The sequence below is a fragment of the Flagellimonas algicida genome (assembly GCF_049629585.1).
Taxonomy (GTDB): Bacteria; Bacteroidota; Bacteroidia; order Flavobacteriales; family Flavobacteriaceae; genus Flagellimonas.
Map to the genome: position 1 here is coordinate 107,531 of NZ_JBMYIX010000004.1, position 13,922 is coordinate 121,452.

The window sequence follows — 13,922 nt, forward strand, 5'->3', positions numbered from 1 at the left end:
TTTACCTAATACAGGATCAAATGTTCAGCCAATAGGTCAGCTTTAAATTAATAGATCTGCTTCTGGGCATAAAGGAGTTCACAAAATAGTTGTCGTTATAGACCAAGAAAAGGTCCGATAGGGGCGCAAAACGCCATTGCAGTCTTGAATTAAAGCCTAGATTGTCCCTTTGGTTGCTGTATTGGATCAAGGTGGACCAAAAAATGGATTTGTTGAAGGTGATGTTGATTCGGGGGCTTACCAGCCATATATCCGCACTTTCATACGGATCGGGGAGTTTTATGCTGTCGTAATTCAGTCCTAGGGAAAGGAAGACCTTAGGTTGCAGGCGGAGGCTCATGTCCCCTTCAAATGAAAATCGCGTACCATTAAAAAAATCGCCATATCCGGGTTCAAGGGCATAGGAGAAGACCTTTCGGCGATCACTCTGGAATTCCACTTCATAACTGGTGTAGTAGTACCCTTGATCAGCAGGAAGTTCCACACCGCCATCGGTCCCGGTAGGATCAAAAGGCTCCGTGAGAAACGTAAATCGGTTAAAAAGACGTGCCGATAGCTCTTCCTGGGTTTTGAACTGTGCTTGCCACCCCGAAAAGATAAAATAGTCGGTATTCTTATATTCCAAGGTGGGTTTCCACTCAAAATTGGGGTTAAAAGTAAATCCATGGAAATTTAACTGTCCTTTCTTTGGCCAAAAATTCACCTCCACAAAAGGTTTGGCCACCACCACGTCTTCCCTTCTGATAAAACCAAGATCTGAGCGGAAATCCTCACCAATGAAGTTGCCATTCAACCCAACATTGAGGTAACGGGAATTGTAGTTGAGGTTTATCCCACCAGCTGCATCCCGGGAACCTATTTCGTGGGCAAAGGATTTGTGGTAGAAGAACTTTCCGGTCCAGGTGTTGTCCGCTGAGGCCAGATTGTAATCCAGTCCCAAAACCCGGTTGTATCGGTCCGTTTCCTCCAAAAAATCATAGTCATCAAAAGTTTGTCGGTTCACAAAAATGAAACTAAGGTTGGAACGGGAGAACATTCTCTGTTGAAGGGCCAGTACCGTATTGTTGTTACTGGCTATATGATTGGCTTCATCCTTTTCGGTCTGTATGGTCAAAAAACCCAATCGCAGATTTTCATTGAGCTTGCCGCTGAGCCGAACCCCACCAATAATCCCGTTCTCGATGGTTTCTTCTTCCAAGTCCTCCGCAATGCCAATTCTTCTTGAAAAGAAGGGGTTGGCATCCTCTTCACTACCAAAGGACCCAAAAAGATCACTGTTATCAATAAAGAACTGCCTTCTTTCAGGTAGCGAAATTTCAAAGCGGGTAAGGTTGGTCACAAAATTATCCACTTCCACGTTGGAGAAATCGGGGTTCACCGTAATGTCCAAATTCATTCCATTGCCAATGGATACCTTCGCATCCCCACCAAAATTCAAGGCGCTGAGGTCATTGTCGTTCTCGTAATCCTTGCCCACAATGCCATTTACATAAGGAATGATGGCCATAGGGGTGCGGGATTTCCCCAAGGGCTTTTCAAAGACCATATCTCCCATAAAAGCCAAACTATAGATCAATTGGTTTTGGGGAATTTCCATCCAGGTGCTGGTTTCATTGGTCTGCATATCAAATCGGTAGCTGTTGAACCGCCATTTGGTCTCCCCTTGTTTAAACTTGAACGAGGTCAGTGGAATGGCCAGTTCGCATACGTAATACCCATCATACAATCGGGTTTCGCCCTGCCATTTCACATCCCAAGAAGTGGTGAAACCACTTGGACCGGCCCCTCCGTTGGAAATCAGGGCCTCCCTTCGGACCCCGTAGGGGTTCATCCCAAAAAGGAAAGCGTTGGTGCCATCGTTGAACGTATCGAACAACAAACTGATATTGTCGTTTCCCCCAGCCCTATAATCTCTTTCCAAGGAAGGAATCACATAATTGTCCCCTTCGGTGTTGAGTTTAATACCAATGAAAAGGGTGGTGGCATTGTACAGCATCTTAATGTCGGTCTGTTGTGCGGCCAAAGTGGAATCAGAGGGAAAATATTGTTGAAAATCATGGGCACTTTCGGCAATTTCCCAAACCGATTCATCCAAAACACCATCTACCTGTATGGGGTCATTGATGAATTTAACGGTAAAGCTTTTGGATTGGGTTTGCGCAAAAAATAGCAAAGGAAATAGTGTTGTAGCAAGTACAAGACGGAATTTTAGCATTGTTTTGAGTCTAGTCGGTGCCCCAAATTTAAGTGTTAGGTTCGTTAAAAAAATCCCAAAGTTTTGTTGTAACATTTCTCATTAGTAGTAGGTTACAAAAAATGGTGTTTACTTGTCCCGATTTTTAGTTTTAGAGTTCCCTACTTTTGGACAAACCTTGAATGATGCGAAAAGCCATACTTCTTTTTTTACTTGTACCCTTATGCACCTTTGGTAACTTTTGGGGCAAAACAGGTCACCGGGTAACGGGACATATTGCTCAAAATCATTTGACAGGAAAGGCCAAAAGGGCCCTGAACGACCTTTTGGAAGGGCATAGTCTGGCCTTTGTTTCCAACTATGCCGATGAAATCAAGGCCGATCGTTCCTATTCCAAATTCTCGGCGTGGCATTATGTGAACTATCCTTTGGGGATGAGGTATGTGGATTCAGAAAAAAGCAAGTACGGGGATATTATCACTGCTATTGAGGAGTGTACCAAGGTAGTCAAGAACAAAAACAATAGCAGGGCAGATCGGGTTTTTCATTTAAAAATGTTGATTCACCTCATTGGAGATCTACATCAGCCCATGCATGCCAGTAGGGCAGAGGATAAGGGAGGAAATGATATCCAAGTGCAGTGGTTCGGCCAAGGAAGCAATCTGCATAGGGTATGGGACAAGGATTTGATCGTATCCTACGGAATGACCTATACTGAAATGGCAACGGAATTAGATCGTGGGGTTTCCCGTAAAGAGCGTAAAAAAATCCAAGAGGGGACTATTTACGATTGGGTGGATGAGTCCCATGAAATTTGCGCCACGCTTTACGAATCTGCCGAGGTGGGTGAAAAACTAGGCTATCGGTATACCTATGATTACAATGATCTATTGTTCGAACAACTACAAAAAGGGGGATTGCGATTGGCCAAGGTCTTGAACGATCTGTTCAGCTAAACAAGGTTTTATTTATTGCAAAACGGTTTTGAGCTGATTTCTGTACTCGGATGGGTTTTGTCCGGTAAAGGCCTTGAACGACTTGTTGAAATGCGAAAAGTTGTTGAAACCGCTGTCATAGCACACCTGCGTAATGCTGATGGGCTGCTCGGCCAGTAGTTTGGAAGCATGCACCAAACGGTATTCGTTCACGAACTGGGTAAAGGTCTTATTGGTGATTTTTTTAAAATAGCGACAAAAAGAGGGAACCGTCATACTTACCAAGTCTGCAATTTCACCTAGACTGATATCCTCTTTAAAATTGGTCTTTACATGGTTGAAGACAATATTGATACGGTCGTTGTCCTTTACCTCCGTTTCCATGGAAAAGCCTTCCCCATTCAACACCTTGATTTCGTCCGAGGTGGCCAATACATTCAAAATGTTCAAAATGGAAAGCAGGCGTTGAAAATCGGTCTGGTATTCCAGAATCTCCATTTTTTCACCCACTTTGGTCTTGGTCTTTCCCGAAAAGGCAATACCGCCCTTAGCCACTTCGAACAGTTTTTGGATGTTCTTCATCTCTGGGATGCTGAAAAAGTCGCTTCCCAAAAAATCTGCCTTCATCTGTATCAGGGTCTCACTTTTGTTGCCAGTTAACTTATCGGTAAAACCACAATGGGGCAAATTGGACCCAATGAGAATCAGGTCCCCATTTCTAAAATAGGACACATGGCTGCCTATTTGTCTTTTTCCAGAGCCTCCGTTAATATAGACCAGCTCCAGTTCGGGGTGGTAATGCCAGCCAATGTTCTTGTTCTCATGCCGTTCACTGAATTTTTGATATAGGAATGAGTGCCCAAAACTGGGTGCAATTGCCTCAAAAGCAGGTTTTTGAATCATTTTGGCCGTATTCTTTTTCACAATGTAAAATTATAGTGGTCCATAAAACGGTGTCTCCACAAAATTAACCAAAATATATGGTATTTTACCATTAACCTAATTTTAAGTATAATCATAGGGTAAAATTGTACATATACTGGAAAAGATGGTAGTGTTTCCGGGGAATATCCTGCAATAGATTTGTACTGTAATCCAAAAACAAAAAGTTATGAAAACAGTAGAAAGATATACCGTAGCGGTGATGTTCCTTTTTGCAACAACAATAGGACTTGCCAATATATCCAAGGATTCTTTTGATAAGAAAGGGAATGCCAAGAGTGAGGTGGAATTGAAGTTGGTCAATGTGAAGGTAGAGCCCGTTTTTGTGAAAAAGGGAGGGAAATTGATGATGAACCTTTTGAATCTATCACAGGAAAAAGTTACGGTTAAAGTATATGACAGTCAGAAAAGGTTGGTTTATAATGAAACCATAGATGGAAAAGTGGTTGTTGAAAAAGCATTCAACTTTGAAAAAGCCTTTGAAGATAAATACACCGTGGTTGTGGTCGATAAGTTGGGAACTTACACAGAGACCATGGTTGTAAAATAGTTTGTTTAGTTAATTTTTATGTGCATGGGGGCCATTTGGCCCCTTTTTTTATAGAAATTTTTTAAGCCGTTCCCTTTTGTGCAAGGGGAGGGAATCATTGGATATGGCCAATTTTAGGGCAGTCTTGTCTTTTTCTTTGGCATACAAAAGCCTGTAGAATTGCTGGGTGGTCAATGGGTTGTTGGACTCCTCTACCATTTCCATGGTATCGCCAGAGTTAACTTTTCCTACTTCCAAAATCCGAACATAGGTACCGGGCCATCCATGGTCTATAAATTGTTTCAGTATTTCTTGGGTTCTAAACTTCAAACCGAGCTTAAAACAAGGCTCCCTAGGTTGTGTTATCTGGACCAACGCGGTACCCAATCTGTATATACTGCCCACTCTTATTTGGGATTCATCCAATCCTTTAACGGTAAGGTTTTCACCAAACATGCCCCAATTCCAATCCAAATGGGGGTATTTTTCCTTCCAATACGGATATTGTTCGGCCGAAAACAAATAACAGGCCTTGTAGATGCCTCCATGCACCTTACGGTCTCCAATGGTGTCCCCCGACACACTTTCGGTTTCCAAAAGTAAAGGTGTGTCCACCGGGGATTTATAAATACCGGTGGTGATCAACTTGCCGTTCCAAGAAACTTCAGTGGGTTTTCCTAAGTTGGTGGAGATGATTTGCATGCCTCCAAGGTAAAAAAAACCATCGCAATCTGCGATGGTTTTTCATCATGTTTTCAATGGGACATACTATTTTTCCAAACGCTTGGCGACGGCAAATCCCACCAATAACCCAACCCCTGCCATTAGGAAAATGGTTCCGGGATAGGCTACATCTTCATTTACTCCCAAGTTATAAACCAGAAAAGCAGCCAGAAAAATGGCTATGCCAATACCGATAGAGAGTAGGGCGACATTGATAAGGATGATTTTCCAAAAAGGAACTTTGCCTTCACGTTTTCCCTGAAAAAAGATGCTGGCATCGGCTCCTTTCTCTATTAAGGCCATGCGTTCTTTGTTCCGGGTTGAATAGTACAGATAGGCAATCGCAAAGACTGCTCCAAAAATTACGGGTAAGATGATTACTTCAGATCCCATGATTGTTCGTTTTTAATGATTATACGTTATCGGTTTTGTACCTATGACGGGTTTTTTGTGGACCAGGTTACAAGGTTTCAGAAAAAAATGGAATTGATGTAACCAAAACTATGGGTTGGACGTCCAATCTGTAATGTTGACCACCAAGGAAAGAAAATTGATCCAGAGCATTCGCAAGGGAAATACCCGTGCATTTTCTGAATTGGTCAATAGATACAAGGATTTGGTCTATACCTTGGCCCTTCGTATGCTGGGCAACCGGGAAGAGGCCGAGGAGGTGTCACAGGATACCTTTATAAAGGTATTCCACTCGTTGGAGCGCTTTAAGGGTGATTCCAAGATATCGACATGGATCTATAGGATTGCCTACAACGCCTGTTTGGACCGGATACGGTTACGGAAGAGCAGAACATTCTTGGACGTTGGCGACATGGAAGATTTTATCTTTACGGAAATGGATACGGCCTTTGACAAAATGGTTAGGGAAGAGCGGGGAAGGCTTGTAGGGCAATGCTTGGCAAAGTTGCCCAGTGAGGATGCAGGACTATTGACCCTATTTTATTTTGAGGAGAAAAGTCTTTTGGAAATTGAACATATATTGAATGTTCCGGTAAGTTCGTTAAAGGTGCGACTGTTCCGGGCAAGGAAAAAATTGGCAGCGGTATTGGAGGGCCAGTTAAAACCAGAAATACTTCAAAACAATGGATGAGCAACAAAAAAAGGAACTGGAAACATTTGTGGACAAGGTTATGGGGGAAACTTCCTTGGAGTCGCCCTCACCGGATTTTACCGAAAAACTCATGGCAAAGATTGAGGCGCAATCCCAACAGCAGGTATTTGTGTCCCAGCCCCTTTTGCCGAAAAAGCTCCTCACAGTCCTGTTTCTGGGCTTTGTGGCTGGGTTTGTTTATCTGCTGATGACCTATGGTTTTGATTCCAGTCAAGGATGGTTTAAAAATATGCAGTGGAATTTGGATTTCTCCAATACATGGCGTTGGATGGAGGGATATACCGCTTCCAAGGCAACCCTATATGCTGTCTTGCTCTTTGGGGTGTTATTTTTTGTGCAAATACCTTGGCTAAAACGTTATTTGGACCAACACGGGACCTTAGGGTGATATATACCCATAAGCCCAGTACATCAATACAAATTGTAATGGAATCCGGAGGATTAAAATCCATTTGGGGATTCCGGCAGCCTCTTTTTTTCCGGAAAGCATGTAAAAGTGCACCGTCAGAAATACAATCAACATGGCAATGATTCCATAGGCACTCAGGTTTCTGGTCACCGGAAAACATAGGCCCAGCCCTAAAACCATTTCGGCCACACCACTCAAGAACACCAAAAATTTGGGATAGGGGAGGTAACGGGGCATAATACGCAAATACATCTTGGGAAATATAAAATGGGCCAAGCCTGCAACTAGGTACAGTACGGCCATTGCATAAAGATGCCAAGGGGTTTCCATATCCTAAAAATAGGAAAATGGATACCAAAAGGGAAATTGTCAGTTCGAGCGCAGTCGAGAACTCTTATTTAGGATATAGAAGAATTGCATCTCGACTGCGCTCGATGTGACAGTATTGTTGTAGATAGATGTTTACTTGATCATATCGTAGCTACGACTAATGAACTTAGTGAGCTCTTCCCCTTTAAGCAGACCTTTGCTCAATCGGGCCAAATCCAGGGATTGATTGATCAAACGTTCCCTCTTTTTGTCGGTTTTGGTGTTCAATATCTCGCTGACCAACTCATGGTTGGTGTTCACGATAAGGTTGTACATATCGGGCATGTTGCCCATACCAAACATTCCGCCACCTCCGGTTCGTTGCATTTCCTTCATGCGGCGCATAAATTCCGGTTCGGTGATGATGAAGGGGGAAGCATTGCTGTCCATGGCCTCCAATTGAATGGTATATCCTTTATCGGTACTGATGACTTTCTCCAAATTTTCCTTTAGGCGGTCTTTTTCTTCATCGGACAATTTGGAAATGGCCGTATCCTCTTTTTTGACCAAGTTGTCTATATGGTCAGAATCCACGCGGACAAAGGATAGATTTTCCTTGGAGCCCTCCAGTTTCTGCATCAAATGGGAAACAATGGGGGAGTCCATTAGCAAAATCTCATAGCCTTTTGCCTTGGCGGCTTCAATGTAGCTGTGTTGTGCTTCCATATCCGAAGCATAAAGCACTACCAATTTGCCATCTTTATCGGTCTGGTTGTCCTTGATTTTGGCCTCCAGTTCCTCAAAAGTGTAAAACTTGCCATCCACGGTAGGGTAAAGGGCAAACTTATCGGCTTTTTCAAAGAATTTCTCTTCGGAAAGCATCCCGTATTCAATCACGATTTTGATATCGTTCCATTTTTGTTCAAAATCCTCACGGTTGTTCTTGAATAGGGAACTCAACTTATCGGCCACCTTTCTGGTGATGTAGGAAGAGATTTTCTTCACGGCGCCATCGGCCTGCAGATAAGATCGTGATACGTTCAAGGGAATGTCCGGGGAATCAATGACCCCACGCAACATGGTCAGGAATTCAGGAACAATACCTTCCACGTTATCCGTAACAAACACTTGGTTCTGGTACAATTGTATCCTGTCTTTCTGGATGTTGAGGTCATTCGTCAACTTTGGAAAATATAGGATTCCGGTCAGGTTGAAGGGATAGTCCACATTCAGATGGATATGGAACAAAGGCTCCTCGAACTGCATGGGATAAAGCTCCCTGTAAAAATTCTTGTAATCCTCGTCCTTAAGGTCGGTGGGCTGCTTGGTCCATGCTGGAGAGGGGTTATTGATGATATCGTCCACCTCTTTTGTTGGGGCCGGCTCGTCCTCTTTGGCATCTTCCGGTTTGGGAAGCGTTTCGGTGCGGGTTCCAAATTTAATGGGAATGGGCATGAACTTGTTGTACTTGGTCAGCAGTTCACGGATTTTGGCATCTTCCAAAAATTCGGTGGAATCCTCCGCAATATGAAGGATGATCTCCGTACCCCTGTCTTTTTTCTTGGCTTCTTCCAAGGTGAATTCAGGGGAGCCATCACAGACCCAATGTACCGCGGGCTCGTCCTTAAAACTCTTGGTGATGATCTCTACCTTTTCCGCCACCATAAAGGCCGAATAGAAACCAAGTCCAAAATGACCTATGATTCCAGCGTCCTTACCGGCATCTTTATATTTGTCCAAAAACTCCTCTGCTCCCGAAAAAGCCACCTCGTTGATGTACTTTTTCACTTCATCCTCTGTCATCCCGACCCCTTGGTCCAAAATATGGATGCGTTTGTTGTCCTTGTCCACTTTGACCTCGATGATGGGATTTCCATATTCCACCTTGGCCTCTCCAATGGAGGTCAAGTGCTTTAGCTTTAGGGTTGCATCCGTTGCATTTGAAATAAGCTCCCTTAAGAAGATTTCATGATCACTGTACAGAAACTTCTTGATCAAGGGAAAGATGTTCTCTACTGAAACATTGATTTTACCTGTTGCCATTGTTTTTACATTTTCTTTACGCCATTAGGACAAAAAAAATACCATACTGATAAAGGTGACAAACTGACATTGACCCTTGACATAGGAGCGAGGTGAAAATTTAACATAATTTTGTTTATCTTTTTGGTTAAAAAATTAAACAAAAATAGTATCTTTATGTCGTTATAGGAAAGATTGCTATGAAATGGAATTATCTATAACGCACTTTTATTTATTGGTTAGGTTGTTGGAAATGCACTTTCGCTAGGAAGTGCATTTCCTTTTTCAATACCCATATCCACCTTGATGGAAAGTTTATTTTGTTGATAAATGTGCAGTTCTAAGGATATATTTTTTACTTTTCCGTTAAATAGCCCCTAATTTTTGATAATTTATTTATAAACATAGGATAATGTACAATTCAAGAATATCAGGACTGGGATTCTATGTGCCTGAAAATGTGGTCACCAACGACGATTTGTCCAAAATAATGGACACCAATGACGAATGGATTCAGGAACGGACCGGTATCAAGGAACGTAGACATGTGGTCAAGGGTACCGATACCACCACATCCATGGGGGTAAAAGCGGCTCAACAGGCTATTGAAAGGGCGGGGATTGATAAGAACGACATCGATTTTATTGTGTTCGCCACCTTGAGCCCGGATTATTACTTTCCAGGCCCGGGGGTTTTGGTGCAACGCGATTTGGATATCAAGACGGTGGGCGCTTTGGATATACGCAACCAATGTTCTGGATTTGTGTATGGCATATCCGTAGCGGACCAATACATTAAAAGCGGCATGTACAAAAATGTGCTGGTCATTGGTTCCGAACTGCATTCCCATGGGTTGGACATGACCACTCGGGGTAGGGGAGTCTCCGTAATATTTGGTGATGGGGCCGGAGCGGCTGTGCTCACCCGTGAAGAGGACACGTCCAAAGGAATTTTATCGTCCCATTTGCACTCCGAAGGGCAACATGCAGAAGAACTTTCACTGATTGCCCCGGGGATGGGAAAACGTTGGGTGAACGATATTTTGGCCGATGTGGGTAGCGGTGAAGAGGACACCTCTTATTTTCCATATATGAACGGACAATTTGTCTTTAAGAATGCCGTGGTCCGTTTCAGTGAGGTAATCATGGAAGGGTTGGCGGCAAACAATTTGAGTCCGCAGGATATTGATATGTTGATCCCCCATCAGGCCAATTTGCGCATTTCGCAGTTTATACAAAAGAAGTTCGGACTTTCGGATGATCAGGTTTTCAACAACATCATGAGCTATGGGAATACCACAGCGGCCTCGATACCCATTGCCCTTACCGAGGCATGGGAACAAGGGAAGGTCAAAGAAGGCGACTTGGTGGTCTTGGCTGCATTTGGTAGTGGCTTTACCTGGGGAAGTGTAATCATTAGATGGTAATATGGGAAGACAGATCCCGGAGCTGACCCCGCCACTGATTGAATTCATCAAAAACCAAAAAATGTTCTTTGTGGCCACGGCCATGGATGAGGGTTCCGTGAACCTGTCCCCAAAAGGATTGGATTCATTGAGAGTGATCAATTCCCAACGGGTCATTTGGCTCAACCTTACCGGAAGCGGAAATGAAACGGCCATCCATTTGGAGCACAAAAACCGAATTACCCTTATGTTCTGTGCCTTTGAGGGCGACCCTTTGATTTTACGATTGTATGGAACAGCAAAGGTCTATTCCTATAATAGTACTGAGTGGGAAGAGTATATTGGGTTGTTTCCCGAAATCGCGGGTGGTAGGCAGTTGGTTGACGTACATATTGAAAAAGTGCAGACCTCATGCGGTATGGGAATTCCCATTATGGAATACCAACACCAACGGAAAGAACTGGTGGATTGGGCACAAAAGCAGGGAGAAAGTGGTCTGAAAAAATATTGGGAGAAGAAAAACACCGTCAGTTTGGATGGTCTCCCGCATAAGTTTGACTAAATAAAAACCCCGATCTTTCCAGACCGGGGTTTTTTATTGATACCTCTTGCAATATTAACCAACCAACACTTTTTTGCAGAGGATACCAATGTTGGGTTATAGGATGCCGCCACCCGTATCTTTAGTACGGTTGTCCCTTCTTTTTCGTTGCTTGGCACGGTTTTTACCACTTCCAAACTGATAGGACAATCCTACATATACATTGTTGCTCTCCCAGTTGAATCCTCCCTCTTGCAAATAGGGGCGGTCTCCTTCAAAGGCAAAGCGCATGGTGTTGAAGATGTCGTTGTAATTGAAACTGAGCGTTCCCTTGCCTTCGGCAAAGCTATATCGGGCTCCCAAGTTTACAAAGTACATGGGCTTTACATTAAATTGGATGTTACGGTTTTTGCCTCGATAAAATCCAAAGGCCTGTAGCGTCAGCTTTTTGGTTACGGTAAAACTGTTGTTCATCCGTAGGTTCCAAGCCGTGTTGTCCACCTTAACGCTTTCCACGGTAATATCATCCTCAGTGGGATCGGGAATGTTGCCGGGAATACTCTCTGTGATACCTCTATTGGTTTGGGAGAAAATATCGAAACTTCCATTGATGTTCCACCATTTTGCCGGTCTGTAGTTGGATGAAAGTTCAAATCCATAGGCAGAGGTTTCATCAAAGTTATCAAAGGTGAGTATGATTTTGTTGAAATCCAATCGGTCTACAAAAACAGCCCTGTTGATCTCATCCTTGATGCTTCGGTAAAACACCCCTCCGGTAATACTACCATTTTTAATGCGACGTGTATAATTGGCCTCATAGGAGCTAGTGAACTGGGGCACCAAATTCGGGTTACCAAAAGAAGAGATCAGCGGTGTGGCAAACTCCCTGATAGGATTTACCTGTTGCAATCCGGGACGGTCCACACGTCTGCTGTAGCTTACCTGGAGTTGGTTCTTTTCGTTGGGGCTATAGGTTACAAAGGCCGAAGGATATATTTCGGTATACTTATCGGTAAAGGCCCGTACTTGGTTGGTATCCGCTTGAACCTCCACATCTTCAATACGTACCCCCATTTGATAGGACCACTTCTCGTAGTTTTGACCAAAAGTGGCATAGGCCGAGTAGATATCCATCCCGTAAACAAAGTTCGTGTCGGGAGTGGGTACCAAAACACCGTTCGAGTTGAATGAAGAACCGGTGGAGGCATAGTCCACATCGGTTTCAAAGTTTCTGGATTCCAATCCAACTTCCAATTTGGAGATACTGTCCAACGGATTCACGTAGTCCAAGTTGGCAATGGTCTGGGTTCTTTCCGTATCCACAAAATCCATGTAGTTAGGATATAGTGAGGCACCCACAGACCTGAAATTGGCATCTTGGTTGTTCTCAAAACGGTTATGGTCTACCTCCAATTCAATATTGTGGCCTTCCTTGCCAAAATCCAGCTTGTAGTTAAAGTTGTACTGTTCGCTTCGGTTGTCCGAAACATCGTTGAAAAACTGGGTCACGTTGCGGGAGGCATCCGTATTGTAGGTTACATCGGTGATACCGCTTCCATCGCCCTCAAAAATGTTCTGGTTGGTGAAGAAAGAAATGGTATTCTTATCATTAAGGTAGAAGTCAACCCCCAATTTGTACAAGTGGGATTTGTTGTTGTTGAAGAAATCAAACTCTTGCAGTGAGTTCTCCTCCAGCCTGAAAATACTTCCGTCATTGACATATTTCCCAATGTTGTTGCCGTAGTTTCCGTAAAAGTTGAACTTCCCGTTTCGGTAGTTCAAATCAATGGAGCTGTTGAATTTGGCCTCAATTCCTTTGGTGAGTCCAAGGTTTACGTTTCCGTTGAACCCAATATTGGCGTTTTTGTGCAGTACAATATTGATGATACCACTCATCCCTTCCGGATTGTACTTGGCGGATGGGTTGGTGATCAATTCAATGGATTTAATGGAGGTAGATGGAATTTGACGCAACAATTGCGCTACGGGTACATTGGATAGTTTTCCGTCTACCATGACCCGTACATTGGAGTTGCCCCTTAGGGTGATGTCCCCGGTCTGGGCATCCACGTTTACCGATGGAATGTTGTTCATAATATCTGAAGCAGTGGCACCTGCCGTGGTCAAGTCCTTGCCCACATTGATGACCTTTCTATCTACCCGCTGTTCTATGGTGGTACGTTCGGCAACCACTTCCACTTCAGCCAGTTCCTCGGTGTTCTCCATCAAAGTGATGGTGCCCACCTTTAAGTTTCGGTTGTTCTTGGAGATGACCAAGGGCTGTGAGTGGGTCTTATACCCAATAAATTGTACTTCCAGTACAAAAGAGCCATCAGGGAGTTTGTTGATTTCAAAGGAACCATCCTCCGAGGTGATGCCACCGGTAATGGTCTCTGTGCCATCCTCGGATTTTATCACCACGGCTGCATAGGCAATGGGTTCTTGGAGAGTGTTGTCAATAACGGTGCCGGATATGGAGCCAAAAGCTTCGTTTTCCGGGTTGTTTCCAAAAAGTTTGGTTGAGGGTACACTACATAAGAGCAGTGCAAAAAGTAAGACTACTTTTTTCATGAGCTGTTCGTTTTTTGATTAGATTGACGATGATACCTACAAGACGGTATCAGGGTTGGAATGTTACACTTTAAATTGATTTTAACATTCTTTAACAAATGCGGTGCGGCAAAGGTGTAAGTTGAGGGTAAACATGCGGACCAACATAGGGTTGAAAAAAAGAAACCCTGACATATTCAACCGAAGTTGACTGCCAGGGTTTTACATTGATAAGCTATA

Annotated in this window: 13 protein-coding genes; 6 read left to right on the plus strand and 7 right to left on the minus strand. The window is 43.6% G+C overall.

The features are described 5' to 3' along the window. Window positions 1-16: 16 nt before the first annotated feature. Entirely contained in the window at window positions 17-2,215 is a 2,199-nt protein-coding gene (locus tag ACPD8L_RS16825; RefSeq protein ID WP_423944781.1) for a DUF5916 domain-containing protein, read from the minus strand. A 164-nt stretch (window positions 2,216-2,379) separates the two neighbouring features. Here ACPD8L_RS16825 and ACPD8L_RS16830 point away from each other — a divergent pair, with 164 nt between their 5' ends. Beyond that, on the plus strand, window positions 2,380-3,150 hold the full coding sequence (locus ACPD8L_RS16830) for a S1/P1 nuclease (RefSeq protein WP_116219383.1): 771 nt from the start codon (window positions 2,380-2,382) through the stop codon (window positions 3,148-3,150). 12 nt (window positions 3,151-3,162) lie between these two features. On the opposite strand, the gene ACPD8L_RS16835 is transcribed toward ACPD8L_RS16830, so the two are convergent. Further along, window positions 3,163-4,032 carry an AraC family transcriptional regulator gene (locus tag ACPD8L_RS16835; RefSeq protein WP_129656205.1) on the minus strand — a complete coding sequence of 290 codons (870 nt, stop codon included), beginning with the start codon at window positions 4,030-4,032 and terminating at the stop codon, window positions 3,163-3,165. Between the two features lie 208 nt (window positions 4,033-4,240). Between ACPD8L_RS16835 and ACPD8L_RS16840 the strand changes: the two genes are divergently transcribed. Further along, window positions 4,241-4,621, plus strand: coding sequence for a hypothetical protein (locus ACPD8L_RS16840; protein ID WP_116219384.1), 381 nt, complete (start codon window positions 4,241-4,243; stop codon window positions 4,619-4,621). A gap of 48 nt (window positions 4,622-4,669) precedes the next feature. Here the strand turns inward: ACPD8L_RS16840 and ACPD8L_RS16845 are convergent, their stop codons facing one another. Then, window positions 4,670-5,302, minus strand: coding sequence for an MOSC domain-containing protein (locus ACPD8L_RS16845; protein WP_423944785.1), 633 nt, complete (start codon window positions 5,300-5,302; stop codon window positions 4,670-4,672). Between the two features lie 66 nt (window positions 5,303-5,368). After that, complete coding sequence (locus ACPD8L_RS16850; protein ID WP_116219386.1) at window positions 5,369-5,716, minus strand: DUF6249 domain-containing protein; 348 nt, start codon at window positions 5,714-5,716, stop codon at window positions 5,369-5,371. A 115-nt stretch (window positions 5,717-5,831) separates the two neighbouring features. Between ACPD8L_RS16850 and ACPD8L_RS16855 the strand changes: the two genes are divergently transcribed. Both ACPD8L_RS16855 and ACPD8L_RS16860 read left to right on the plus strand, forming a co-directional pair. Then, window positions 5,832-6,425, plus strand: a complete 594-nt coding sequence (locus tag ACPD8L_RS16855) for an RNA polymerase sigma factor (RefSeq protein WP_421808933.1) — start codon at window positions 5,832-5,834, stop codon at window positions 6,423-6,425. Continuing rightward, on the plus strand, window positions 6,418-6,834 hold the full coding sequence (locus ACPD8L_RS16860) for a hypothetical protein (RefSeq protein ID WP_421808934.1): 417 nt from the start codon (window positions 6,418-6,420) through the stop codon (window positions 6,832-6,834). The genes ACPD8L_RS16855 and ACPD8L_RS16860 overlap by 8 nt, the downstream gene beginning before the upstream one ends. Here ACPD8L_RS16860 and ACPD8L_RS16865 read toward each other — a convergent pair. Together ACPD8L_RS16865 and htpG are read right to left on the minus strand one after the other, a co-directional pair. Continuing rightward, complete coding sequence (locus ACPD8L_RS16865; RefSeq protein ID WP_116219389.1) at window positions 6,826-7,185, minus strand: DoxX family protein; 360 nt, start codon at window positions 7,183-7,185, stop codon at window positions 6,826-6,828. The genes ACPD8L_RS16860 and ACPD8L_RS16865 overlap by 9 nt on opposite strands. Window positions 7,186-7,317: 132 nt before the next feature. Then, window positions 7,318-9,207: a molecular chaperone HtpG gene (gene htpG / locus ACPD8L_RS16870; protein ID WP_423944791.1), complete on the minus strand. Its 1,890-nt coding sequence runs from the start codon at window positions 9,205-9,207 to the stop codon at window positions 7,318-7,320. 391 nt (window positions 9,208-9,598) lie between these two features. Here htpG and ACPD8L_RS16875 point away from each other — a divergent pair, with 391 nt between their 5' ends. After that, entirely contained in the window at window positions 9,599-10,612 is a 1,014-nt protein-coding gene (locus ACPD8L_RS16875) for a 3-oxoacyl-ACP synthase III family protein (protein ID WP_421808937.1), read from the plus strand. Between the two features lies 1 nt (window position 10,613). Then, window positions 10,614-11,153, plus strand: coding sequence for a pyridoxamine 5'-phosphate oxidase family protein (locus tag ACPD8L_RS16880; protein WP_423944795.1), 540 nt, complete (start codon window positions 10,614-10,616; stop codon window positions 11,151-11,153). 96 nt (window positions 11,154-11,249) lie between these two features. Here the strand turns inward: ACPD8L_RS16880 and ACPD8L_RS16885 are convergent, their stop codons facing one another. After that, window positions 11,250-13,703, minus strand: coding sequence for a TonB-dependent receptor (locus tag ACPD8L_RS16885; RefSeq protein ID WP_423944797.1), 2,454 nt, complete (start codon window positions 13,701-13,703; stop codon window positions 11,250-11,252). Between the last annotated feature and the right edge of the window lie 219 nt (window positions 13,704-13,922).